The 24,639-nt window shown below is 46.6% G+C and carries 17 protein-coding genes; 7 read left to right on the forward strand and 10 right to left on the reverse strand.

Going from position 1 to position 24,639, the window contains the following annotated elements:
- Positions 1–149: 149 nt before the first annotated feature.
- The 6 genes from D9A03_RS10120 to D9A03_RS10145 form a co-directional block, all read right to left on the reverse strand.
- Positions 150–1,571 carry an MATE family efflux transporter gene (locus tag D9A03_RS10120; RefSeq protein WP_254055018.1) on the reverse strand — a complete coding sequence of 474 codons (1,422 nt, stop codon included), beginning with the start codon at positions 1,569–1,571 and terminating at the stop codon, positions 150–152.
- A 238-nt stretch (positions 1,572–1,809) separates the two neighbouring features.
- Positions 1,810–2,619: a ferritin-like domain-containing protein gene (locus D9A03_RS10125; protein WP_120497663.1), complete on the reverse strand. Its 810-nt coding sequence runs from the start codon at positions 2,617–2,619 to the stop codon at positions 1,810–1,812.
- Positions 2,620–2,668: 49 nt separating this feature from the next.
- Positions 2,669–3,739 (reverse strand): hypothetical protein, encoded by a 1,071-nt coding sequence (locus D9A03_RS10130; RefSeq protein WP_120497071.1) that lies wholly within the window; start codon positions 3,737–3,739, stop codon positions 2,669–2,671.
- Positions 3,740–3,900: 161 nt separating this feature from the next.
- Positions 3,901–4,365 (reverse strand): thioredoxin-dependent thiol peroxidase, encoded by a 465-nt coding sequence (gene bcp / locus D9A03_RS10135; RefSeq protein ID WP_120497072.1) that lies wholly within the window; start codon positions 4,363–4,365, stop codon positions 3,901–3,903.
- Positions 4,366–4,564: 199 nt separating this feature from the next.
- Positions 4,565–6,565 carry a methyl-accepting chemotaxis protein gene (locus D9A03_RS20090; RefSeq protein WP_120497073.1) on the reverse strand — a complete coding sequence of 667 codons (2,001 nt, stop codon included), beginning with the start codon at positions 6,563–6,565 and terminating at the stop codon, positions 4,565–4,567.
- A 124-nt stretch (positions 6,566–6,689) separates the two neighbouring features.
- Entirely contained in the window at positions 6,690–9,644 is a 2,955-nt protein-coding gene (locus tag D9A03_RS10145) for a bifunctional [glutamine synthetase] adenylyltransferase/[glutamine synthetase]-adenylyl-L-tyrosine phosphorylase (protein ID WP_120497074.1), read from the reverse strand.
- Between the two features lie 129 nt (positions 9,645–9,773).
- Between D9A03_RS10145 and D9A03_RS10150 the strand changes: the two genes are divergently transcribed.
- Positions 9,774–13,085, forward strand: coding sequence for an AsmA-like C-terminal domain-containing protein (locus D9A03_RS10150; protein WP_120497075.1), 3,312 nt, complete (start codon positions 9,774–9,776; stop codon positions 13,083–13,085).
- Positions 13,086–13,195: 110 nt separating this feature from the next.
- Here the strand turns inward: D9A03_RS10150 and tyrS are convergent, their stop codons facing one another.
- Positions 13,196–14,464, reverse strand: a complete 1,269-nt coding sequence (gene tyrS, locus D9A03_RS10155) for a tyrosine--tRNA ligase (protein WP_120497076.1) — start codon at positions 14,462–14,464, stop codon at positions 13,196–13,198.
- 200 nt (positions 14,465–14,664) lie between these two features.
- On the opposite strand from tyrS, the gene D9A03_RS10160 reads away from it, so the two are divergent.
- A complete protein-coding gene (locus tag D9A03_RS10160; protein ID WP_120497077.1) occupies positions 14,665–15,735 on the forward strand; it encodes an anhydro-N-acetylmuramic acid kinase in 1,071 nt (356 codons plus the stop codon).
- Between the two features lie 101 nt (positions 15,736–15,836).
- Here the strand turns inward: D9A03_RS10160 and D9A03_RS10165 are convergent, their stop codons facing one another.
- Positions 15,837–16,490, reverse strand: a complete 654-nt coding sequence (locus D9A03_RS10165) for an alpha/beta hydrolase (protein WP_046502762.1) — start codon at positions 16,488–16,490, stop codon at positions 15,837–15,839.
- Between the two features lie 245 nt (positions 16,491–16,735).
- Here D9A03_RS10165 and cysE point away from each other — a divergent pair, with 245 nt between their 5' ends.
- The 4 genes from cysE to D9A03_RS10185 all read left to right on the forward strand — a co-directional run bounded on the left by cysE (position 16,736) and on the right by D9A03_RS10185 (position 20,587).
- A complete protein-coding gene (cysE, locus tag D9A03_RS10170) occupies positions 16,736–17,515 on the forward strand; it encodes a serine O-acetyltransferase (protein WP_120497078.1) in 780 nt (259 codons plus the stop codon).
- A 78-nt stretch (positions 17,516–17,593) separates the two neighbouring features.
- Positions 17,594–18,064 carry an Rrf2 family transcriptional regulator gene (locus D9A03_RS10175; RefSeq protein ID WP_120497079.1) on the forward strand — a complete coding sequence of 157 codons (471 nt, stop codon included), beginning with the start codon at positions 17,594–17,596 and terminating at the stop codon, positions 18,062–18,064.
- A 145-nt stretch (positions 18,065–18,209) separates the two neighbouring features.
- A complete protein-coding gene (locus D9A03_RS10180) occupies positions 18,210–19,322 on the forward strand; it encodes a cysteine desulfurase family protein (RefSeq protein WP_120497080.1) in 1,113 nt (370 codons plus the stop codon).
- A gap of 71 nt (positions 19,323–19,393) precedes the next feature.
- Positions 19,394–20,587 carry an aminotransferase class V-fold PLP-dependent enzyme gene (locus D9A03_RS10185; protein ID WP_120497081.1) on the forward strand — a complete coding sequence of 398 codons (1,194 nt, stop codon included), beginning with the start codon at positions 19,394–19,396 and terminating at the stop codon, positions 20,585–20,587.
- Between the two features lie 33 nt (positions 20,588–20,620).
- On the opposite strand, the gene D9A03_RS10190 is transcribed toward D9A03_RS10185, so the two are convergent.
- Together D9A03_RS10190 and D9A03_RS10195 are read right to left on the reverse strand one after the other, a co-directional pair.
- Positions 20,621–22,663: a TRAP transporter permease gene (locus D9A03_RS10190; RefSeq protein ID WP_120497082.1), complete on the reverse strand. Its 2,043-nt coding sequence runs from the start codon at positions 22,661–22,663 to the stop codon at positions 20,621–20,623.
- Positions 22,664–22,827: 164 nt separating this feature from the next.
- The gene (locus D9A03_RS10195; RefSeq protein ID WP_174233646.1) at positions 22,828–23,841 is read right to left on the reverse strand and encodes a TAXI family TRAP transporter solute-binding subunit; all 1,014 of its coding nucleotides are present in this window, start codon (positions 23,839–23,841) and stop codon (positions 22,828–22,830) included.
- A 419-nt stretch (positions 23,842–24,260) separates the two neighbouring features.
- Between D9A03_RS10195 and D9A03_RS10205 the strand changes: the two genes are divergently transcribed.
- Entirely contained in the window at positions 24,261–24,575 is a 315-nt protein-coding gene (locus D9A03_RS10205) for a ferredoxin family 2Fe-2S iron-sulfur cluster binding protein (RefSeq protein WP_120497084.1), read from the forward strand.
- Positions 24,576–24,639: the final 64 nt, after the last annotated feature.

The raw sequence follows: 24,639 nt of genomic DNA on the forward strand, positions 1-24,639 counted from the left end.
ATAGCAACAAACCTTGTTCTCCAAAATTTTATCTGTAGAGGAGTAAAGACCAAGGATTCTGGAAAGTAAGAGAACAGAAACTAACAGAAGTCATGGGGGGAAGGCAAATAATTGCAGTTCCTCTAGAAGACAAAAAGATGAAATTCAACCTAGGGAGTTGTCGTTTCTTGTTTGAATAGGCCTAACTTGTATCCGGTTCTATTGGCATTGTGAGATAGTATGAACAGGGTCAACAAGATCATTAAAATTTCTGTCAAAGGTCCGCTATACCAGATCCCGATCTCGCCGAAATAAAGCGGCAGAATAAAGGTAAGCGGGATTGAAAAGATGTAAGTTCTCGTCAAGCTAATAAGCGCAGATCTTTTTGCGTCGCCAATGGCTTGGAAAAAACCAGATAGAATTAAGCTGGGGCCAAACGCGAAATAAAGTAAGGTAATCAGGGGCAGTATCCGTGCCGTTTCCGAGATGATTTTGGGGTCATCAACAAAGATGGATCCCAGGCTATCAGCCATAAAATCAAAGATCAGCTGTAAGGCAAGGCAGTAGCTGAAAGCAGCTAATATAGCGATCCTTAAACTGCTGTTGACGCGGGAGAAAATTTGAGCGCCCTGGTTGTTGCCTGCGATCGTTTGAAAGCCGAGATTCAGGCCCAGTAATGGCAGGAAGCTGAAGGTCAGTATACGCGTTGTTATGCCGTAAGCTGTAACTGTGGCCTCGTAATCATTCCCTCCCCACTTCTGAAGCGAATAAAAAACAGCACCGGAAGATAAGGAAATTCCCAAATATGAAAGGCTTTGTGGGGCACCCAGTGCAAGAAAATTGCGCCAGAAAATAGTGACTTTCTTTCTTGGCGATAAAGTAAAGGAAATGGTCGAAGATGTGTTGTAGCGATAAATAATGATTGCAATCAGCGAAAGTGTTTGCGCAAGCAAAGTGCCATATGCGGAACCTGCAACCCCCTGATCCATTTGCACGATCAGGATGTAATTAAAGAGTACATTCAAAAGAGTAGACAGGACCGAGATAAAGGTCATGAAGCCCAGTTTACCTTCGCATCTGAGCGCATCAACACTAATGGTCAGAATAAAGATGAGGGGGGATCCGTAAATCAGGATAGAAATATAGGTGTACCCCATCGCGCCTAATATCTCTGAGCCTTTGGTAACCCAGTTTATCATTTGATCGCCGCCTAAACTGAAAATGGCGATGAGCATTAGACAGATAACCCCGGAAAGAGCAAAAGCACTTGTGAAGGCGGCACTGGCTTTACCAAATTCTCTCGCCCCAAGAAGGCGGGCCAGGACAGATGAAAACCCGCCGGATACCCATGTTGAGAGAGCCACAATGAGCATAAATACGGGGAACATCATTGTTACAGCTGTCAGGGCATCAGCACTGACAAATTCACCAAGAAAGTAAGCATCAACAAGGGTGAAAAGACCATTTACCAACATGACCAGAATAATCGGTGTGGCTGTTTTAACGAATAAAAGCGGGAGTGACCCGAAGAGGAAGAAATTTTGTCCAGTGCTGTTAGGGGAGTTTTTGAGGGGGTGGGAAGTATTGCTCACAAGGAAATCCTTTGAGTTTCAATAGGAATATAAGTCAAAAATTCTGGTGTGCGCGAGAGGAACATAACGAAAGATGCAGGTGAAAGTATCTTATCGACGGGCAATCGTTTTGATCAGGATTGCCCTAACAGTCAATATTCATAACCCAATTGGTTTTTACAGTTAAACTGGACCGGGCCGCAACCGTAATATCCTGATGACTGTTTATTGTATGTTCAAGCAGGATAATGGGCCTGTTTTACAGATCAGCAATCGGGTCGTAAAAATCAATCGGGAAATCCGCCTGGTTGCGTCCATCAATATTAAAGGGTGATTTTACACGACCTTTAAAGAGGGTGAGGATAATGTTCTGCCAGCTTTCAACGGGGTCTTCATTGTCCTGTTGGCAAAGATATTCGAACCAACGCTTTCCTTTGGCAACATGAGTAATTTCATCGTCATATATGATCTGTAAACGACGTGCACTTTCATAATCTTTGGCGAGTTTGAGCTTGTCGATCATGCCAGGTGTTACATCAATACCACGAGCCTCGAGCACCATAGGGACAACAGCCAGCCGTGCTTTGAGATTATGTTCGGTGACTTCTGCGCCTTGCCATAATCCTGCATGAGCAGGCAAAGCCCCATAATGTGAACCCAGTTGTGCCAACCTTTCACAGAGCAGCAAGTGGTGATGTGCTTCATCATCAGCGACTGAAACCCAGTCATCGTAAAAGCCTTTGGGCATTTCGGTTGCTGCAAAGCGAACAATGATATCCCAACACAGGTTTATTGCATGAAGCTCAATATGGGTGAGCGCATGGAGAAGGGCAATTCGTCCTTCAACTTCCGGGGTGATTTTTCTGCGTGGAACTTTTCTGGGCAGAACGAGTTCCGGTTTGTCTTCGCGTGCTGGTTCTTTTGGTATTTCAGCTATGCCAATGTCTTGAATGTCGTCTTGTTGCCACGCTCTGGCAAAGACTCTGCTCAGTTCAGCTTTTTCTATGGAATTGGCTGTGATCAGTGCAATGCGGGCAGCTTCTGACAGGGTGGAGGGTATCTTTGCCATTTTGGTGCCTGCAAGAAGACGTTGTACAAAATTGGGTTGCCTTTTGTGTTTAGGTGAAAAAATCAGCCAAATCAATATCGCCGTGTTTTTGGTAAAAATCATGCGGCAAGTCAAATGACATGCCGATGATTGTCTCCTGATACATGAAATAATTCACGGAAATGATCTCGGTGGCTTTACTGTCATCATCAAAAGATATTTCTTCCTCGACAGTGACAATTTCGATATCTTCTTCCAGAACATCTTCTTTTTTGAGCACAAAATACTCTTGCCCCGGGCGGAGGCTCCCCCAACTGTTATTCAAAGTGTTATTCTCGAAGAGATTCAAAGTCTCGTTATTAACAATAAAGAAATTGAAACCGTCGCCCCCAAAAACAGCGAGCTCTTCGGTGGCAAAAAGAAGTGCGTCGTCATCCAGTTCAATAAGAATGTAGTTGTCTTCCTCAATAATGTCGAATTCATTTTCCTTGTTGAATTCTTGCAGACTGACGGTTTTGGATTTGTCCAGCTCTTTCAATTTGATCGGGCTGAAATTACTGTAGGTTGCAACATCTTCCAACAGGTGATCCAGCCGAATATCTTTTGGTTGGAACTCGGTTGACGTACCCAAATGATTCTGGCTATCCACAAAGTCATCAATTCTTAAAGTCAGTGATTTTAAAGTACCGGTTTCCCGAGACCAGTCTGTGTTTGCAGAAGAGAGTAATGCCTCATCCGGCGTATGTGTATCATCAGCAAGAGCAAGCGCACCGGGAACAGAGGTTTGTTGTTTGTCTTCTGCATTTGCAGCATTCATTTGAACAAGGGCTAGAAACAGAGCCTCTAGATAAAGGGCATTGTACAGCCGCTTGAAGAAAGGGGTTGGCTTTTCGTTTTTTTCCTTTGCGGCACGTGAAAAGTGATTTGCTGCAAGAGGAGCATTGTTTTGCTGTATTGTAGATGGGGAATGAGTATTTCGATGTTGATTGTTGTCTTGATGTTTTGGCGTTTCAGATTGATTGGTTTTTTCTGGTAATGATAAGGGAGATGCTGGCACGTCAAAAGGTTCGGCATCTCCCTTGTTACCAAACTTTTTGCCAGCTTTGAGTGTTTTATAAATTCTCTTTAGTTCTTTGAACATCGTCTTTGCTGCAGAAACGTATCAGGTAAAGTCGTGCAAGCTTACCGACGGGGCAAGCTAACATAATCATTATGTCAAAAGGATGACAACTGAGAACTCTTGGAAAATGACTCCATAATAACAGAATCCTGATTGAGGAGGGGCTTGTACAAACAATTGTTTTAGAGTGTTTCTAGCGCCGCTTTGACTTCTGTCACATGGTTTTTTACCTTCACTTTACGCCAGATTTTTTGCACGATCCCCTGTGGGTCAATTAAAAAGGTAGCGCGTTCAATGCCCATGTATTCCCGGCCGTAGAGTTTCTTTAAAACCCAGACACCATACGCCTCGCAAATTTTTCCATCCAGATCAGCAACAAGATCAAAGTTCAGGGTATTCTTGGCAATGAAATTGTCATGACGTTTTACACTGTCTTTTGAAACACCGACGACCTTTGCATTTAATTTGGCGAAACCCGGCTGCGCATCCCGAAAATCACAAGCCTCGGTCGTACAGCCCGGCGTAGAATCTTTTGGATAAAAATAAAGAACAACGGCTTGACCTTTAAGTGAGCCAAGGGATAGTTCTCCGTCGTCTTGGATAGGTGCAGTAAAATCCGGGGCAATGTCGCCAATTTCGAGTGCCATGAGTTTATGTCCTTATGAAAGTCTTGCAGGCGTTTTATTATGCAATGCCTTTCAAGGCAACAAATGGTATAAAAATCGCTGATGATTATTTATAAGAAGACAGCTTTGTAATTCGAGTTAAAGTCTGAAATATGGAAATGAACTATAAGCAAGAGCAATGCATACGAAGCACCATTTTGTATGCATTGCTCTTCTGATATTAGGCTTTCCGTACATCTGCCAGGAAGAATTCGACTTCTTCGTTCAGAAGCTCGGCCTGTTTTGATAATTCGTTTGATGATGCCAGGAACTGCGTTGCGCTTTGACTGTTGCTGGTTGCTGTTTCAGTTACACCGCCAATGTTGGATGTAACGTTCCGAGTGCCGGTATGGGCTTGTTGAACATTACTGGAAATTTCATCTGTCGCAGCACTTTGCTCTTCAACGGCTGCCGCGATGGCTGTTGCAATTTCATTAATTTGCCCGATAGTGCCGGATATACTGCCAATGGCTCCGACTGCTTCGTGTGTTGCTGATTGAATACCAGAGATCTGTGTGGATATTTGTTCTGTCGCCGTTGCGGTTTGGTTTGCAAGATTCTTCACTTCAGACGCAACAACAGCAAACCCTTTTCCTGCCTCTCCCGCCCGGGCCGCTTCAATGGTTGCGTTCAAAGCAAGAAGATTGGTTTGCTCTGCGATATCCGAAATCAGGTTGATAACTTCGCCTATTTTATCAGCGGCATCCGCTAATCCTCTGATCTGCTCTGTCGTTTTCTCTGCTTCATTCACGGCGCTGCTTGCTACTTCTGATGATTGTGTGACTTGTTGGGAGATTTTTGAAATTGAATTCGATAACTCTTCAGCAGCTGTTGCGACTGTTTGCACATTTGACGATGCAAGTTCTGCAGCATTTGCGACGATTCCGGCCATTTCAGTTGTTTTAGCAGAGCTTTGGTTCATGTGTTCGGCATTGGTTTTCATGCCGTCGGCTGCCGAAGAAACTGTTTGTACGATAGAGCCAATTTTTGCTTCAAACTTGTCCGCCATACCAAGCCTTTCGCTCAATCGTTGCTGATTCAAATCTTCTTCAGACTGTTTTTGTTCGATGCGTTGCTTTTCGGCTTCTATTTGATTCTCTTTGAAGATAAGGAGGGCTCGAGCCATGGCGCCGACTTCATCCTTGTTGTCGGTAGCAGGAACGTCAACATTCATGTTACCTGCGGCAAGATCAGATGTGGCATCAGTGAGTACACGGATAGGACGGGTTAAAGAGCGCATGACCAGCAGCCCCAACAGCAGAAGTATTCCCCCGGCCAAGATCGATGTTATTCTAAGTATTTGTTCTGTTGATTCTGTTGCTATCAGAGCTTCTGATTTGGCATTTGCCAAATTGCTTGTGGTAAATTCATGCAGTACTGATAGTGGTTCAGACATTTCTTTGTAGATTGAACTTAATCGTTTTACTTCTGGCACCAAAGCAACCGACTTCAAGCCAAAAGATTTCATTTCAGATTGATAACTATCCATGAGGGAGGAAATAAGTGTTTTGTCTTTGTTGTTAAGGGGAGATTCAGCAAGGAGCAGATCAAATTCTGCCCGACGTTTTTCTATTCGTGTGAGGTATTTATCCGCACCGCGGAGCATAAAGTCTTTTTCATGACGTCTCATCATGAGCATTTTGATTATAAGGTTGTCTTGCTTCGCCGTCTTTAATTTCTCTTCTACTGCATGCACAGCTTTGCGCAGACTGCCTTGAAGGCCTTCTTTTTCACTAAGTCCAAGTTCATTTGCGATATCGACAGTTTTTTTGAACTGTTTTTTATGTTCTTCGAGCTTGGTAATGATTGCATCGATTCTGTCTATTACGGGTGCAGCGTCTGGAATAACTTTGATATTTTCGAGTAAGGCTATCGTTTTCGCATGATCCCCTTGGTACTTAGACCAGTATTTCATGTCTTTTCGGATCAGGAAATCCTTCTCGCGCCTTCGAAGCATGAGTGCACCAGCATCGGTTTTTAAAACAATACGTTCTATTTCTGCAAAAGATTTTTCTTTTTCAACGCTAACAGCAAGGTGGCGGCTGCCAATTTCAGAGATCACTTCGGTAGCAAGAAGGGTAACAAGTCCAAGGATTATAAGGAAACTGATACGCCATGATATGGCAATATCCCCCATGAAAGTTTTCTTTTTCATAGAAGGGGCAGGTGTTGTATCAGTCACGGCAGTACGCTCCTAAATTATCATTACATACAAGGGTATGTAGAGTGTGCTGGATTTATATTACTATTATGTTAATTGTACAGTTGAATATTAATATAGCTAATCTGGTTTTTAGATATTACAGTTAGTTATTTAGCGTATTTTCTATTAATTTCTTATATATCTTTGATACATGGTTTTTTGTTATTCTGTATCTTTCTTTTAATTCTGGGAATCCTGTCTCATTACAGGCCTTTGCCAGGCGAGCTAAAACTTCGGATGATGTCCTGTTTTCGTCAAGGGCTTCACCGATCGTCAAGCGAAAGAGATTTTGCAATTGATGGAATAGATCAAAAGCATCAATTAGATCGGATGTGTCAACTGATGAAACAAATCCGGCTTTTCCCAGTTGTTTGAAAGCTTGTTTCGTGTTTGGGTGCAAGATTGATGGATCTGAGTATCCATGCCTGAGTTGCAGATATTGGCTTAAAAATTCCAGATCTATCAGTCCGCCTTCAACCAGTTTGATATCCCATTCGCTCTGTGCCGGCTTTTCCCGGGCAATTCGTTGTCTCATGTCAGCGATATCGCCAACAAGTTTTTGTGGGTCTCTTTCTATGCAGAGTATTGATTTGATCGTGTTATTGATTTGATCGCAAAATATCTGGTTTCCTGCGATAGCTCTGGCGCGTGTTAAGGCCATATGCTCCCATGTCCAGGCTTCATTGCGCTGGTATTTTTCAAAGGCTTGTAAAGATAAAGCCAAGGGTCCGGACCCGCCAGAGGGACGCAAGCGCATATCAATTTCGTAGAGACGTCCTTCGGGTGTCATGACGTTCAAGGCATTGGTGAAGCGTTGGGTTAGCCGTGCAAAATATTGTGTCGGATCCAGTGGACGATTGCCGTCAGAATATACATCAATTTCCTGAAGATCATAAAGGCTGATCAGGTCAAGGTCTGATGTAACGGTCATTTCTTGTGATCCAAGCTTTCCCATTGCTAGAATAGCAAAATTGCTTTTAGGAATTTCACCATGCTTTTTCTTCAACTCGTCTTTTACGTGGGGAAGTAAAGAGTTGATACTACATTCTGCGATATTGGAAAGATCTTTACTGGAACGTTCGATCGAACAGGTTGTTCTCAGAATTTGCAGGCCGATACGAAACTTTTGATCGTTTGCCCACCGTCTGGTGTCATCCAGTACATCCTGAAAATCTTTGGCTTCTTCAAGAATGTGTTCCAGCTGGTTCTGCAAAGTGCCCAATTGAGGTAAGGCTGTAAAAAAATCTTCGCTTAGAACAGCTTCCAATAACCCGGGTGCGTGGCTTAAACGGTCTGCCAGAGCAGGGGCAGAGCCCATGATTTCAGCCAAAAGATCCAAAAGATTGGGATTGGTTTGCAACATAGAAAATAACTGTACACCTGTTGGCAAACCCGAGAGAAAATCATCAAATTTATTCAAGGCTGTATCAGGTGCTGTGGATTTACTGAATGCTTCCAGCAGAATGGGAACAATCTCGGTAATTAATCGTCTGGAGCGATCAGATCGAACTGCTCGATATTTTCCCTGTTTCCATTTTGTTATAATCTGAAAAACACGAGAGCCGTCCTGAAAGCCAATCTTTTCAAGTTCTTCGACGAGTTCTGGTGTCGCCTCGTGGCCCGTGAAAATCAGGTTCTTTGTCGTACTCGGTTGGGTACATTCTTCTTCAAAAAGTGCAGCGTAGTGGTTTTCAACGATGTGCAAATGGTTTGAAAGCTCTTCGCTGAACTCATCAACATGATCGTAACCGAGAAAGGCAGAAATATCAGCAAGATCTTCGTCGGTATCTGGTAGAAACTGTGTCTGTTGATCATCCACCATTTGTAGCCGATTTTCGACACGGCGAAGAAACCAGTATGCTTCGGTCATATCATGGAGGGCTTTTGGGGATATCAGATGTGCTTTGTGAAGCTGTTCCAGAGCAAAGATCGTTGAGTTACTCCGTAGATCGTGATTACGTCCACCCCAAATGAGTTGTTGAGTTTGTGCGAAAAACTCTATTTCACGGATGCCACCCCGACCAAGTTTTATATTATGCCCTTTGATGGCGATCTTGCTGCCGCCTTTATGGGCATAGATCTGGCGTTTTATAGCATGAATGTCGTTGATTGCTGCAAAGTCAAGGTGCTTGCGCCAGACAAAGGGCTTGATTTCGTTGATAAAACGCTGACCAAGTTCTTCGTCTCCGGCAATGGGGTTCGCCTTGATCATGGCGCAGCGTTCCCAATTCAGGCCAGTGGTCTCATAATAGGTCATGGCTGCATTAAACGAAAGGGCAAGGGGGGTGGCACCGGGGTCTGGTCTAAGACGTAGGTCGGTTCTGAATACATAGCCGTCCTTTGTTCTGTCATCGAGACAACGTACCAAATCCCTCGTCAGTCTGACCATGCCTTCCTGAACACCGCGGTCATGCAAGTAAGTTATTTTTTCCGGATCATAGAGAATGATGAGATCAATATCTGATGAATAGTTCAGCTCCCAGGCACCAAGTTTTCCCATGGCCATGACAACATAGCCACAATCTTCTTCTGGGATTTCAGGATTTTTTAATTCAATTTGCCCGCGTTTTTGCAATTCAAGTAACAGATGAGAAACCACTGTTGATATGGCTGTAGAGGCAAAACCTGTGAGCTCTTCGACAACGCGACGATCTGTCCATTGGCCTGTGATATCAGCAAATCCAATCGCAAGTGATGCTCTTTTTTTTACTCGGCGGAGTTCGCTCATAACCCTTTGGCGATCCGTAGAAATTGCGACGTCCTGTAAAAGATGATGATGGATTGTTGTCAGACTTTTTTCAGGTCCCTGCTTTAAAAGTTGGCAAAGGAATTCCATATCTCCCAAAAGGCAATCTGAAAGATAGGGGCTGTTTGAGAAGACGGCTGCAAGCAGCGATTTCACTTTCGGAATCTCTTGGAAATGGATAAGATCCTGCTTTAAATCAGAATTTTCAATACGCTCGATACGTTCGTTCCAGTTAGAAAAGCCGAGTTCGGCCCTGTTGGAGCTGGATATTTTGGGTAATGTTTCTTCGGAATAGGAAAATGAAAGTATCATGAGCGCCGCTAGCTTGTTTCGAGTACAGTGCAAAGGCTGTAGAAAATGGTCAAGAGTAACCGTTCGTAAATATATGCCCTATTCTAATCGCCTGACAACTGTTGTGCTTGCGCGGAGCTCATTCGATCTATGATTCGTAAAACATCTGTGGTTATTCTGGAAGTTATTGCGGCCCTGTTGGTGCTGTCTGCCGTGCTGGCGGGGATCGCTATTTGGCGTCTTTCTTCCGGGCCTGTTCAACTTGATTTCCTGACCCCCTATGTGGAAGAGGCTTTTGCAGATCCTGACCGGGAAATACAGCTGGATGTGGATACAACGGTCCTGGTCTGGTTGCCAAAAGAACGCGCGATTGCGATCCAGGTCGCGAATGTGCGCCTGCTTGATAGTACGGATCGTGTGATTGCTGCTATTCCCTTGATGGGGGTGGATCTTGATGCCGGGGCGCTTGTTCGCGGAAATGTTGTCCCCACGGGTGTGGATATTATAGGCCCAGAACTAAAGCTTGTTCGGGCGGCTGACGGCCATTTCGAAATTGATGATGCGCTGGACAGCAGCGATGATGAAAATGGCCAAAGCTTTGGCGAAGCACTGCCGGAAATTCTTGATAATCTTATGGCAGAACGGGAAGCCGGTCATCCACTTGCCTATTTTAACCAGCTGCAAATTGTTGGCGCCAGGATGCAGATTGATGATCGCAAATTGGGAATGGTCTTTGACGTTCCCTATGCGGATATCAGCATTCGTCGCGATAAACTCGGTTTACAGGGCGATATTGATTTAACCGTTGATATTGCAAGTGACGAAGCGATTTTAAATGGTGCCTTTGTTTATGACAGTGAGCTTCAGGTGGTTGATCTTGCCTTCCAGCTTTCGGGAATAAACCCGCCAACACTGGCACAGCTGGACCCGGCTTTGTCGGTGCTGGAGACTTTTGAGATACCGCTTGCAGCCTCTGTGGCGACCTCTGTGAATGTTCAGGGTGAGTTTGGCCGGAGCCGATTTGAAGTTTCCGGTGGCAGTGGCACGATTGAAATTCCAGACCTGAAGGTGCCGCAGCTGCCTGTGCAGGGACTTTTTCTGAAAGGCAGCTATAGCAGAAGTAATCAAAAGATCACGGTGGATAATGCCGCTATCAACTTTGGCCTCGAAGGTGAACAGGGGCCACAACTTTCAGTCGCAGGTTCTGTTTCCGGTCTGGATGGGGATATGCAGGTTCTGGCCGGGGTAAAGGCTGTGCAGGTTCCCGTAGATGATCTGGCTTTGTATTGGCCGGAACCCATGGCGACGGATGCGCGGGCATGGGTTACGGAAAATATTAAAACGGGCATTGCTGAAGAGGCGGTGGTCAAGGCTGTACTGGATATTCCGGCTGGCGATTTTGAACAGGCCAAACTGGTGTCTTTGGACGGCAGTATGAAGTATCGGGATCTGGATGTGCATTATCTCCGGCCCTTACCCCCGGTAAAAGGTGTTGCGGGGACAGCCAAGGTGCGTGCTGATGGGCTTTCCCTGTTCACGGAAGGTGGAAGGCTGGAAGATATGTCGGTCCTGCCTTCTACCATTGAAATAACCGGGTTGGACATTGAAGAAGAGCATATCGCTATTCAAACTGCTGTTGAGGGGCCGGTCAACACGGCTCTGTCCATTCTGAATAGTGAGAACCTGCGGCTGATTGATGAACTGGGGATCAAGCCGGAAGAAACCAGTGGAAACGCAGCGGTTGCTGTTGATTTTGCATTTTTGCTGTTAAAGGACCTCAAATTCAAGGACATGTCCATCGATGCTTCGGCAGAGATAAAAGAAGCCCGGATTGGCAAGATCTATAACGGACATGATGCGACGGACGGGGATCTGAAACTCAATGTCACCCGGGAAGGAATGCACGTCACGGGACCGCTTTTGCTGGCTGATATTCCCCTGTCGGTCGATTGGAAAGAACAGTTTGGCAGCGAGGTGACGGTTCGAACCAATCTGAAAGCCGATATTCCGCGTATTGAACCGGATGGGCTATCTAAACTGGGGATTCCGGTATCCGATTATCTGGAAGGTCCTGTTTCCCTTGCTTTGGCATTGGAAAACAAGGTCGATGATACCGGTGTTGTGCAGATTGCTGCAAACCTACAGGACGCCCTGCTGAAGATTGAAGATCTTAAGTATTTCAAGCAACCAAAAGATCCCGGCCAGATACAGGCAATAGTCTCTTTGGTTGATGGCGAAGCCGTGCACATCAACAGTTTTAATCTGGAGGCAAATGACTTTGCCGCCAGTGGGGAGCTGTCTCTGACTGAAGGCAAAATATCGACGGCAAATCTTGATCAGTTTCAGCTTGGAAAATCGTTGTTGACTGGCGTGGAGGCTGATTTCTCTACTGATAAACCGTCAATTGTTATCGGTGGCGGTGTTCTTGATGCTGAATGGTTTGTGGGGGACGCACCTGATGAAAGCATTAATGCTGAAACAAGCCAGCCTCAAGATAAACCTGATGTCACAGGCACAGGACAGGATAACGATGCGATCAAGGCGGAGGATGAGAAGAGTTTAGGGGCAAACCAGACAGCGCCGATCAGCGTTATTGCTGAAAACCTGGATGCCATATATATGGCCGAAGGCCGTTTCTTCCGCAAGGCATCACTGTGGCTGGACAAGGAACCTGAAGGCTGGAAACGGATGCAGTTTTCCGGCGAAATTCCAAAAGAACTCTGGTATGCCGAGGGGGCAAAAGCCACCCCGGAAACAGAGAACGTTAAACGTACCTTCTCTATGGCCTATCAACCACTGGAAGATGGGCGTCAGGGGCTGAATATTACAGCAAATGATTTCGGGGCCATGTTACGGGCGCTTGATGTGCTGGATACGGTGCAGGGCGGTTCGCTTCAGATCTCTGGAATTGCCGAGAATTATTATAGCGAAAGCCTGTTAAAGGGAAATATTGAAGCTCGGGGCTTGCGATTGGTCAAGGCGCCAACGCTTGCCAAGATGCTGGCCTTTGCTTCATTGACCGGGCCTGTAACAACATTAACCACCGAGGGTATCGCCTTTAATGAACTCAAAGGCGATTTTACGCTTCAGAACGGTTTGCTGCGCAGTGATCTTATCAAGCTCTATTCTTCTTCTATTGGCCTGACGGCCAAGGGGGAAGTCGATACCAACAGAAAGCTGGTCGCGGCCAAGGGAACAATTGTACCAGCCTATACGATAAATCGTATTCTTGGCGGTATTCCCATACTGGGTGATATCCTGACCGGTGGTGATGGACAGGGGATTGTTGCCTTTAATTATAGCTTGAACGGGGATTTGGAAGAGCCAGAGGTTTCGATCAACCCGCTTTCAGGTCTGGCCCCCGGATTTTTACGGAATATCTTTGGCAACGCGACCCCGACAACAGAAAAAAAGATTGAAGAGAAAGAAGAAACTCCGGATGAGACAAAGCCTGAAAAATAAGCTGTTTCAGGAGGGAAAGTCGAGTTTGTGTTCTTGAACACAGATCTTCTTAACAACAAAGGGGCTGCGATGTTCGCAGCCCCTTTCGTTTTTTGTTCTCAAAGACAGGATTAAACAGGTTTTACCAGAATGTGCCTTTTCTTGCCTGCGGAGATCTTGATTGATCCTTCGTCAGTCAGGTCTGACAGAGAGATCGAAAGACTGTCATCTTTGATCTGCGTGTCATTCAGACGACCTCCACCACCTTTGATCAGCTTGCGGGCTTCGCTATTACTGCTTGCGAGGCCGATTTCCTTGAAGAGCAGGAATGCCGGAATGCCTTCTTCCAAGCGCGATTTTTCAATGTCGTGGCTTGGCAGGTCGGCACTCATGCTGCGTTCTTCAAAGGCTTTGCGTGCGGTTTCAGCGGCGGCTTCAGCGGCTTCAAGACCGTGGCACAGTCGGGTCGCTTCTGTTGCCAGAACCTTTTTGGCTTCGTTGATATCTGCACCCTGCATCGTTTCCAGCTTTTGAATCTCTTCTTCGGGAAGTTCCGTGAACAGGCGGAGGAAGCGACCAACATCGGCATCTTCGGTGTTGCGCCAGTATTGCCAGAAGTCATAAACGGACAGACGTTCTTCGTTGAGCCATACCGCCCCGCCAACGGTTTTACCCATTTTTACACCGGAAGATGTGGTCAATAGTGGAGAGGTCAGGCCGTAAACTTCGTTTTGGCTGATACGACGGGTCAAATCCACACCGTTGACAATGTTGCCCCATTGGTCCGAGCCACCCATTTGCAACAGACAGTCCCGACGCTTGTTTAGTTCCATGAAGTCATAAGCTTGCAGGATCATGTAGTTGAATTCCAGGAACGACAGGGATTGTTCACGGTCGAGACGCAGTTTTACTGAATCAAAACTCAGCATCCGGTTGACCGAAAAGTGAACGCCGTAATCACGCAAAAATTCAAGGTAGTTAATATTGTCGAGCCAGTCGGCATTGTTGAGCATAACCGCATCAGTCGGCCCATCACCAAAGGTCAGGTATTTTGAAAATACCTTTTTAATGCCATCCATATTGTGTTGGATTTCTGCGTCAGTGATCAGCTTGCGGGCTTCGTCCTTGAAGGAGGGATCGCCAACTTTACTGGTGCCGCCGCCCATCAGAACAATCGGCTTGTGGCCTGTTTTCTGGAGCCAGCGCAACAGCATGATCTGAACAAGACTGCCCACATGCAGGGAATCTGCTGTGCAGTCAAAGCCGATATAGGCTGCCACAGGACCTTTTTCGAGTTTTGCATCCAGGGCGTCCATATCCGTACATTGATGGATATAACCGCGTGCGCTCAGTTCACGAAGGAATTCTGAACGGAAATCGGTTTTTTGTGGCGCAGTCATTGTAACTCTCGCTTGTTTCGAAAAAGGTCATAAAAATGGGCGCAAAAGGCAACCTGCCTCTTGCCGTAGCCGCTGGGATTTACCACAATCATTTCCCATAAACAATGGGGGAAACAATTGGCCAAACAATGGTGATTAAAGCAGTTGGGATGAAACAATGGGCAGAAAGCCCGTCAAAGAACAGGGATTAGAGCGGACAGATGGGTAACGACAAGTGGCTTCTGGGATTGATGAGCGGGACGTCCATGGATGGGATTGATGCGGCCCTGATTAAAAGTGATGGATACCATGTGACAGAAACCGGCGCGACACTGAGTTATAGCTACAGCCCGGAACAGCGTTCTTTACTTCAAAGTGTTATGGGCGAGGGAAAGGACGTGCGGGTTGCCGAAGAACAGATGACCCGGTGGCACCATGACGCTGTGACGGCGTTACTGAATAAAGCTAATCTGACTTCTGAGGATGTTGAGCTTATCGGCTTCCACGGCCAAACGACCTTTCATGATCCATCCCGACGCATCACTGTCCAGATTGGGGATGGCGACCTGCTTGCCAAACTGTCCGGTATCCCTGTGGTGAATGATTTCCGCAAAGCCGATGTTGCTGCGGGGGGCGAAGGTGCGCCCTTTGCACCGCTTTATCATCAGGCATTGGCAAAGGATCTGGAAAAACCGCTTGTGGTGCTCAACATTGGCGGGGTTTCCAATATTACCTATCTTGACCCGGATGGAGCAGTGCTGGCCTGTGATACTGGCCCGGGAAACGGTTTGATTGATGACTGGGTGGAAAAGCATTTCGGGCAAGCAATGGATGAAGGGGGAAAGATTGCAGGCAAAGGAACGGTGAATACAGCAGCTTTGGACGTCATGCTCGACAATCCGTTCTTTGATCAGGCCCCGCCAAAGTCACTGGATCGATATGATTTTAATCTGGATGCGGTGCAGAACCTTAACCCGAAAGATGGTGCCGCAACCCTGACGGCTTTCACGGCGGCGGTAAATGCAAAGATTGTCGGCTTCCTGCCGAAAAGGCCTGAACGCTGGATCGTCACAGGCGGCGGACGGCATAATCCGGTTTTGATGGAGGCTTTGCGATCTGCTTTGGGTGTAACAGTTGACCCGGTAGAACGCGTTGGATGGGACGGGGATGCATTGGAAGCACAAGCCTTTGCCTTCCTTGCCAAACGCAGCCAGTTGAAGTTACCGCTGTCTTTGCCAACCACAACCAAGGTTCCAGAACCCTGCCTCGGCGGTGTGTTGCACGCGGCATAAGAAGAAAGGCCGCTCAAGAACATCAATCTTAAGCGGCCTTTTCTATACTTGGTTAGAGGAATATATCTCAGATTTATCCTGCAACCTTTATTCTCAAGCTCTTACTCTTCAACCGGAGCAACCAGGCGCTGGCTGACGTAATCCTGAATATGGCTGTCGATGATTTCCATCTCGTTTTCGAAATAGTGTCCGGCGGTTGGCTCAACGCGGTAATCAATTGCGATACCTTTTTGGGCGTTTAGCTTGTCAACCAGTTTGGCCGTTGCAGATTCCGGCACAACATCATCACGCTCGCCCTGAACAATCAGACCGGATGACGGACAAGGGGCGAGGAAGCTGAAATCAAACATGTTTGCCGGGGGCGCGATAGAGATAAAGCCGTCAATTTCCGGGCGGCGCATCAAAAGCTGCATGCTGATCCAGGCCCCGAACGAGAAGCCGGAAACCCAGCACTGGCTTGCATTGGCGTTGACAGACTGAAGCCAGTCCAGTGCGGATGCGGCATCAGACAGTTCGCCTTCACCTTCGTCGAAAGTTCCTTGTGAACGACCAACGCCACGGAAGTTGAAACGCAGAACGGAAAAGCCCTGTGCCTTGAATGAATTGAACATCGTGTAAACGATTTTGTTGTTCATCGTGCCGCCGTGCTGTGGATGCGGGTGAAGCATCAAGGCAATGGGCGCATTTGGTGTTGGATTGTGAAAATAGCGTCCTTCGAGACGTCCTTCCGGACCGTTCAAAATAATATCAGGCATGCAGTCACAGTTCCCCTTCGTCGAATTTCGAGGCTTTATTTCAGCCGTGCACCTGTTTAGACTGACCCGGACTTAGCCAAGGTGGTCGGTCCAAACACTATAGTTACACTTGACCCTGACGATCTTGATAATTATATCGCAGACAATGTGCAATGTGTTTTCAATGCATTGTATATAAGCCAGTGCTTGCCCTGAGCCAAATACCTTTTTCAATAAAGTAAAAAGGTTCACAAGGAAACGAACCCATGTTCGACAGAATTAAGGCCGAAATTGATGCAACCATGTCCCGTGATCCGGCTGCGCGATCACGTATGGAAGTGGTTTTGTGTTATCCCGGTTTTCAGGCCGTTACGCTCCATCGTTTGTCGAACAAGCTCTGGCGAAGTAACTGGCGCTTGCTGGCCCGCAGTCTGTCCCATATCGGGCGGGTTATCACGGGAATAGAGATTCACCCCGGTGCGACAATCGGTAAAGGCTTTTTTATTGATCACGGCATGGGGGTTGTTATTGGCGAGACCTCTATCATTGGCGACAATGTGACGCTTTATCATGGCGTGACTTTGGGCGGTGTTGCCCCTAGTGTCGATTCTGACAGTCAGCGGGGAACAAAAAGACATCCGACGCTGGAATGTGGGGTGATCGTTGGATCGGGTGCACAGGTGTTGGGGCCTATTACAATATCCAGATGCGCGCGTATCGGGGCCAATGCTGTGGTGACCAAAGATATTCCAAAGTGTGCAACAGTGGTAGGTATTCCGGGCAAGGTTGTGAATACCAAATCTGATCGACTTTCTGCACCGACGCTGCCTGTTATCGAAGATCAGCCCTTTGTTGCCTATGGAACCCCGACCGGTGATGTTCCCGATCCGGTGGCAAAGACGCTGGAAGGTCTGTTGAACGAGGTTCAGTCATTGCGAAGTCGGTTGAATGCACTGGAAGGTCAGGAAGATTATCAAAAAAATCTGCTGACAAAGTCAGTTGAGAATGACAAAAATGATGACGTTGGAGATAAAACTCCTTCGTAAAGAGAATGGTAGCATCATTTCCGGATAGATGTAGTTATGATGCGGGAAAACCATTTATAAAGTTAGGAGAGTAAGGCCGTGAAACTGAGCACAAAAGGTCGTTATGCCGTTATGGCAATGGTTGATCTGGCTCTTTATGCCAATGAGCGCCCCGTGTCTCTTGCTGAGATAGCGGACCGGCAGGAAATCTCGCTTTCTTATCTTGAGCAGTTGTTCGCAAAACTTCGGCGCGAAAAACTCGTAATGTCCATTCGCGGCCCTGGCGGGGGGTATCGCATGGCTAAAGAGGCAAAAGATACTGATATTGCCGAGATTTGCAAAGCCGTTGAAGAACCGATAAAGGCAACGGCTTGTAATCCCATGTCACCCCACGGCTGCCGCAGTGACAAAAGCAGATGCGTTACCCATGATTTATGGCAAGGTCTGTCCAATCACATCTATCGTTACCTTCATGGCGTATCAATAGCAGATGTGATCGAACGGCGTGTTGATCCTGGGTCGGACATGTTTATTTCTCCTGAACCTAATGACGGTGTTGCCGCTCAATAATGAATGCTTGGAGCCAGAGAACCGTTGTAACATAACGTTATGTTTGTTCATGGGGTAATCTGAAACGGGTTGACCTGATTTGGTTCAGATTATCTATTTAAGCCAGTTTATTTAAGCCCAATTTTAAAGAATGTGATAGCCCTTTATGAACCGCACGATTTATCTGGATTATAATGCAACCGCGCCTGTTCGCCCCGAAGCGATTGATGCTGTTACGGCTGCGATGAAACAAACGGGTAATCCATCGTCTATTCATGCCTATGGCCGGGCCGCACGACGACTGGTGGAAGATGCTCGGGCTGAAATTGCATCTTTAATGGGGACAAAACCAGCCCGGATCGTTTTTACATCTGGAGGAACGGAAGCAAATAATCTGGCGTTGCGCGGGGCAGAAAGATCCCGTGTTTTAATCTCATCCATTGAACACGATTCTGTTTTACAGGTTCGTGAAAATGCAATCAGGATCCCAGTGGATCAGCATGGTCGAATTGATCTAAGCGCGCTTGAAGAACTATTAGCTGTTGATCCTGAAAACACACTGGTTTCAGTTATGATGGCAAATAATGAAACGGGTGTCTTGCAGCCCGTAAAAGAGATTATTTCCCTCGCACATGCAAAGGGCGCTCTAGTTCATTGCGATGCTGTTCAGGCCGCGGGAAAGACGGATATTAACTGCGAAGAGTTGAACATCGATTTTACAACAATTTCCTCGCACAAGATGGGTGGCCCACAAGGTGTGGGGGCTCTTATTCTTGGCAAGGGGTTGGAAATAAAATCCCAGCAACTCGGCGGGGGGCAGGAACGTCGCCGCCGGGGTGGAACGGAAAATGTGCCGGGTATCGCAGGTTTCGGAGTGGCGGCCAAATTTTCTCGTGAAGGTTTGGCTGAGATGCAGAAAAAATCATACCTTCGAAACGAGATGGAAGAAAAGATGCTGACTGCCGCACCGGGGGCGCGTGTCTTTGGGGCAGAGGTGGAACGAGTGCCAAATACAACAACGATAACAATGCCCGGAGTGCCATCAGATACACAGCTTATGGTACTGGATCTGGAAGGATATGCGGTTTCATCCGGCTCGGCCTGTTCTTCGGGCAAGGTTCAGACTTCCCACGTGCTTCAGGCAATGGGGGCGGATGAAAAAGCGGCTGGAGAAGCAATCCGTATTTCTACGGGGTGGGCCAGTGCGGACAACGATCTGGATCTGTTTGCGGATGCCTGGATTGCGTTGTTCAAGCGCAAGGGCGAACGCCCAGATTAAGAGCACTATCCAATTGATAAAGTAAAGTATCGATGCCCTGATCAATAGCTAAAAACGAATAACCAGAAACAATGCCACAGTTAAAAGCAAACAGATCTGAAAAGCCTATTTATCTTGACTATCAGGCAACAACCCCGACAGATCCCCGGGTTGTAAAGGACATGATGCCTTATTTTACCGAGAGCTTTGGCAATCCTCACTCGGTCGATCATGCTTATGGTTGGGAAGCGGAAGAGGTTGTGGACAAGGCCCGAGAACAGATTGCCGATGCTATTGGGGCGGACCCAAGGGAAATAGTTTTTACGTCTGGTGCGACGGAATCAAATAATCTGGCGATTAAGGGCACGGCGCGTTTTATTCAGGATCATCCAAAAGGGACACCGCGTGATCAGGTCGTAACGGCAGTCACAGAGCATAAATGTGTTCTGGAATCTGTTGCCCGTCTGGAGCGTGAAGGCTTTGACGTCGTGCGGTTATCTGTTGATGACGGTGGTTTGATTGACCTGAACCAGTTGGAAGATACTGTTTCCGAAAAAACGGCTCTTGTTTCGTTGATGGCCGTTAATAACGAGATCGGTGTTATTCAAAACCTCACCCGGATTGGTGAGATTTGCAAAGAGGTTGGCGCAAAGTTCCATAGCGATGCTGCACAGGCGATTGGCAAAATTCCGCTGGATGTAAACCGGATGCAAATTGATTTAATGAGCATCTCTGGACATAAAATTTATGGCCCTAAAGGCATAGGGGCACTTTATGTGCGCAGGCGTCCCCGGGTGCGTTTAGAACCCTTGATGGATGGTGGCGGTCAGGAACGCGGCTTTCGCTCGGGGACATTGGCAACACCGCTTTGTGTCGGGCTGGGGGCTGCCGCTCAATACGCCAACGAGGCTTTATTTACGGAATATGATCGCTTGTCTTCGTTGAGTGTGCAGTTTCGAGATGCCCTTGAAACCAAGGTTGATGGCTTGAGATTTAATGGCGATGAAGACCAACGCATTCCGGGTAACCTTAATATAACCTTCGAAGGTGTTTCCGGGGCAGATATTATGAAAGCGGCACCAAAACTGGCGCTGTCTATGGGATCAGCATGCACATCTGCTGATCTGGATCCATCCTATGTTTTGAAAGCATTGGGACACAGCGATGATCAAGCTCTGGCTTCGTTACGTATCGGCTTTGGGCGTTTCACAACAGAAGAAGAGGTGGACGAGGCCGTAGAGATTTTAGCTGTAACCGTAAAGAAACTAAGATTATCTATAGAATAATTTTCTGACTTTTCATACTTTCTCTGTCACTGATTATTCTTGTCTCTGAATGATTTCTGGTACGTGGTTTTGGCGTTGTTTTATCTGCACTAGAAGAATGGGGGCAAAAAGTAAAATACCAATGCCCATTGTCTCTAAGCCTGGTGCGATAAATAGTAGAGACACCAAACCAACCCACCAGCGTTGTAATGTGTTGAGAGGGGCAAGAAAATATCCGGCAAAGGCTATTCCAATCAAACTGATCCCCATCATGGCACCGGTAAGAGTGATTGTAAAAGCAGTCCAGGTAAATCCATCTGCGACAAGCAGTAGGGCAGGCGAATAAACAAAAACAAACGGCACGAGTGCTTTTGCAATGCCTAACCTGAAAGCTGTATTTCCGGTTTTAAAGGGATTGGACCCTGCTATTCCGGCGGCGGCATAAGCTGCGAGGGCAACCGGGGGAGTGATGTCTGCCAAAACCCCATAATAAAAGACAAAAAAGTGGGAAACTAGCGGCTGTATTTGCAACTGAGCAAGGGCCGGGGCCGCGACAGCAACCAGAATAATATAGGTGGCTGTGGTGGGAATTCCTGCCCCCATAATGATACAGGATAGGGCAATAAGGATAAGAGTGAAAAACAGTGCCCACTGTTCAATCGCAAAGTAAGACAGGGGCCATATATTACCGATAAGATTACCAAGATCTGTCGCTGTTTGTATGACGACATATCCCAGACGAAAGCCAACACCCGTTAATGTGACAACTCCGACTATGATCCCGACACAGGCAGCGGCGGCCCCTACGGCAAGTGTGTTTTTTGCACCAAGAGAAAGAGCGTTCCATAGGTCTGTCAGGGTCAGTCGATTGACGGGATTTAAAAAACCGACCATAACACAAGCAATAATCCCGTAGACGGCTGCAAAATCTGGTGTTTTTCCACTTAGTATTAAATAAACAAGGATTGCCAGTGGTATGATTGATAGCCAGTGCTGTTTCAAAACGAGAGCGGTCTTGGGCAGTTCATCTTTTGATAGTCCTTTGAGGCCAAGTTTTCTGGCTTCTAGGTGAACCATGATAAATATACCAAAGTAGTGTAACAGGGCGGGGAATAGAGCCGCAGCCAGAATATCGCGAAGTGGTATTTCCAGATACTCGACCATAATAAAAGCTGCTGCGCCAAGTATGGGCGGGGTTATTTGTCCGCCTGTTGATGCGGTTGCTTCAACAGCCCCTGAAAAATGTGAGGGATAACCGACCCTTTTCATTGCAGGAATGGTCAGAGCGCCCGTTGTGACTGTGTTGGCGATGGAGGATCCGGAAATGGTTCCCATAAAAGCTGATGAAAAAATAGCGACCTTTGCGGGGCCACCGGAATAGCGTCCGGCGATGACCATTGCGAGATCGATAAAGAGTTGCCCCAAGCCGATACGTGTTGCCAGAACACCGAACAGAATGAAAAGAAAAACATATTGGGCCATGACACCGATGGCGATACCATAAATCCCTTGATTGGTCAGATAGAGATGATTAACCAAACCGACCCAACTGGTGCCGCCGTGTTTCAGAGCACCGGGGGCCAAGGGACCAAACAGAGCAAAAAGAATAAATATCAAACCAATAATAGGGAGCGTAGGGCCAACAGAGCGCCTTGCGGCTTCCAGTGTGAGAACCAAGAGTGTTGTCCCCATCAAGATATCATTTTGCGATGGGTTCCCTACTCTGATAGCAAGCTGCTCAGGTGGAAGAAGTGGTAGGTAAAGGGCGGTGACCACCGCAAGAATAGCAAAAATTAAATCGAGAAATGAAATGCCGTTAAAATAAAAGAAACCTGTTTGTAGAGTTTTAGTGATCTTTTTTCGGAAACCAAAAAGTAAAAATACCAGACTTAAGACAAAAGAAAGATGGATACCCCGGTGTAGAACTTCGCGGATAAGAGCAAAGCCAGAGGCGTAAAAATGGTAAAGTGACATGGAAACCAACAACAGAGTCACCAAGAGCGTGATTATATGGCCCGTTGGGCGAAACGCCGTTTCAGGGTCGTATTTCTCTTCTATTGCTGCCAGTTGTTCGGCTGTTAAATTTTCGCCACTCATACTTTGGTTTCCTGACTTGCCCAGGCTTGTTACGGGGACTTTATAATAAGGTTTATGACCGGGATTAGTTCCCGTTTTATTTAACCAGGGTCCCAAAGTTATCTTTAATAATCTTGGGACTCTGGGTTGTTTTCTCTAACGCTTTCTAACGGAAAGAAGTTGGATTATTTGATGAGACCAACTTCTTTGTAATAACGCTCTGCACCCGGGTGAACGGGCACACCGATACCTGAAAGCGCAGTTTCAAGGGTGATTGTTTTGCCTTTGGCGTGACCAACATCCAATAATTTACGTGACTTGTCATTCCAAAGTGCTTTGGTGATTTGATAAATTAGTTCTTCGTCTTGATCTGCTGATGTATACCACTGGGCCCCAACAGCGACCGTTGGTGTTTCTTCGACACCTTCATAAGCTCCAGCTGGAATAACGCTCTGTGAAAAGAAGCCGTATTTCTCTGCCAATGCCTTTGCTCCTTTACCGTCGATTGGAACAAGCTTGATATCATCGGCTGAGGCCAATTCAACTAAAGATCCCGTTGGATAACCTGCAACGACAAAAAAGGCGTCAATCTTACCATTTCTCAAGGCTTCTGCTGCAGCGTTTCCTTTTAAGGCTTCTGCGGTTACATCATCCAGTGCCAAGCCGTTGGCTTCGAGAATAAGGCCTGCATCGACGTAGGTTCCAGAACCTGGTTCGTCCAACGAAACGCGTTTACCCTTTAGGTCCGCAACAGAGTTGATGCCGCTTTTATCAAGAGTAACCAGATGGATATGCTCTTCAAATAAAGCCGCGATGGAACGCAATTTTGTTGCTGGCTCCTTGCCTTTCATCGTGCCTGTTCCTGTGTAGGCCCAATAGGCAACATCAGACTGGGCAAAACCAGAGTTTCTGAGGCCTGAAAGAATAGCATTGATGTTATCAACGGAGCCGCGTGATGATACGGCAGAGGCAATCAACCCATCAACACCACAGCTACCACCTTCTTCACAGGGCCGAGATCCTGGCGGTTTGGAAATAGCATTGGCGATGACACCACCAACTGGATAATAGGTGTAGGCAGTACCACCAGTACCGATGGTAAAAAAGTTTATGTCCTGTGCCTGAGCAGAGATAGCGCTCAGGGTCAAAGTGGTTGCAGTCAGTATCCCTGCAGCCATTTTTTTTGCTATAAATTTCATTGTTGATTTCCTCCTAAAATGGACCACGTATTGACGCCATTAATGATATCGGATTGCCGAATAGTATTACTGGCAGCGTTAATTTTTATATTGTGGAATTAAACGGTTGGATTGGTTTTGAGAGATAGTTACTTTTAATTGCCATATCAGGGTAGTTTTTGTCTTCCAAATGCACAACAAAAGATTTTAAATTACCCAGGGAAATTTTATGGCCATAAATAAAGCCCATATAAATCAAGTGGTCTGCAGATGAATTTAAGTCTTGAAATGCTTGTAAGTGAATGAAGGGGTCGTTATTCCGCAAGCAGGTAACGAAAATAGCTTCCCAAAATGGTCTTTGGCAGCGTATATAAGCTGCAATATTCAGGTTATCGCATTAAAATGATGGCAGAGCGATGCTATGTTAGGAGAGTTGGCAGATGCCAAAAATGACTTTTGTCGAAAATAACGGAACTGAAAAAGAAGTGGATGCACCACTGGGTCTTTCTGTCCTCGAAATTGCTCAACGTAATGATATTGATATCGAAGGTGCTTGCGAAGGATCACTCGCCTGTGCAACTTGTCATGTGGTCATTGATCCCAGTTGGTATGGCAAGTTGGAAGAAGTCTCTGAAGACGAAGAAGATATGCTTGATCTTGCCTTTAATCTGACTGAGACATCGCGTTTGGGGTGCCAGTTGATTATCACCGAAGAACTGGATGGTCTTAAAGTAAAGCTTCCAGACGCACTTTGAGTAACAACATCTAGCTGGCGGTTTGGTTCCCGAACCGCTTTTTTCTTGTTTGAAACCCAACAAT

It is taken from the genome of Kiloniella sp. EL199 (assembly GCF_900313065.1).
Classification (GTDB): domain Bacteria; phylum Pseudomonadota; class Alphaproteobacteria; order Kiloniellales; family Kiloniellaceae; genus Kiloniella.

Bases quoted from the DNA above. Each gene is read 5' to 3' on its own strand.
- D9A03_RS10130 (WP_120497071.1), bottom strand. From the start codon at position 3,739: ATGTTCAAAGAACTAAAGAGAATTTATAAAACACTCAAAGCTGGCAAA.
- D9A03_RS10190 (WP_120497082.1), bottom strand. From the start codon at position 22,663: ATGAGTGGCGAAAATTTAACAGCCGAACAACTGGCAGCAATAGAAGAG.
- D9A03_RS10145 (WP_120497074.1), bottom strand. From the start codon at position 9,644: ATGATACTTTCATTTTCCTATTCCGAAGAAACATTACCCAAAATATCC.
- D9A03_RS10185 (WP_120497081.1), top strand. From the start codon at position 19,394: ATGCCACAGTTAAAAGCAAACAGATCTGAAAAGCCTATTTATCTTGAC.
- D9A03_RS10160 (WP_120497077.1), top strand. From the start codon at position 14,665: ATGGGTAACGACAAGTGGCTTCTGGGATTGATGAGCGGGACGTCCATG.
- D9A03_RS10165 (WP_046502762.1), bottom strand. From the start codon at position 16,490: ATGCCTGATATTATTTTGAACGGTCCGGAAGGACGTCTCGAAGGACGC.
- D9A03_RS10150 (WP_120497075.1), top strand. From the start codon at position 9,774: ATGATTCGTAAAACATCTGTGGTTATTCTGGAAGTTATTGCGGCCCTG.
- D9A03_RS10205 (WP_120497084.1), top strand. From the start codon at position 24,261: ATGCCAAAAATGACTTTTGTCGAAAATAACGGAACTGAAAAAGAAGTG.
- bcp (WP_120497072.1), bottom strand. From the start codon at position 4,365: ATGGCACTCGAAATTGGCGACATTGCCCCGGATTTTACTGCACCTATC.
- cysE (WP_120497078.1), top strand. From the start codon at position 16,736: ATGTTCGACAGAATTAAGGCCGAAATTGATGCAACCATGTCCCGTGAT.
- D9A03_RS10125 (WP_120497663.1), bottom strand. From the start codon at position 2,619: ATGGCAAAGATACCCTCCACCCTGTCAGAAGCTGCCCGCATTGCACTG.
- D9A03_RS10195 (WP_174233646.1), bottom strand. From the start codon at position 23,841: ATGAAATTTATAGCAAAAAAAATGGCTGCAGGGATACTGACTGCAACC.
- D9A03_RS10180 (WP_120497080.1), top strand. From the start codon at position 18,210: ATGAACCGCACGATTTATCTGGATTATAATGCAACCGCGCCTGTTCGC.
- tyrS (WP_120497076.1), bottom strand. From the start codon at position 14,464: ATGACTGCGCCACAAAAAACCGATTTCCGTTCAGAATTCCTTCGTGAA.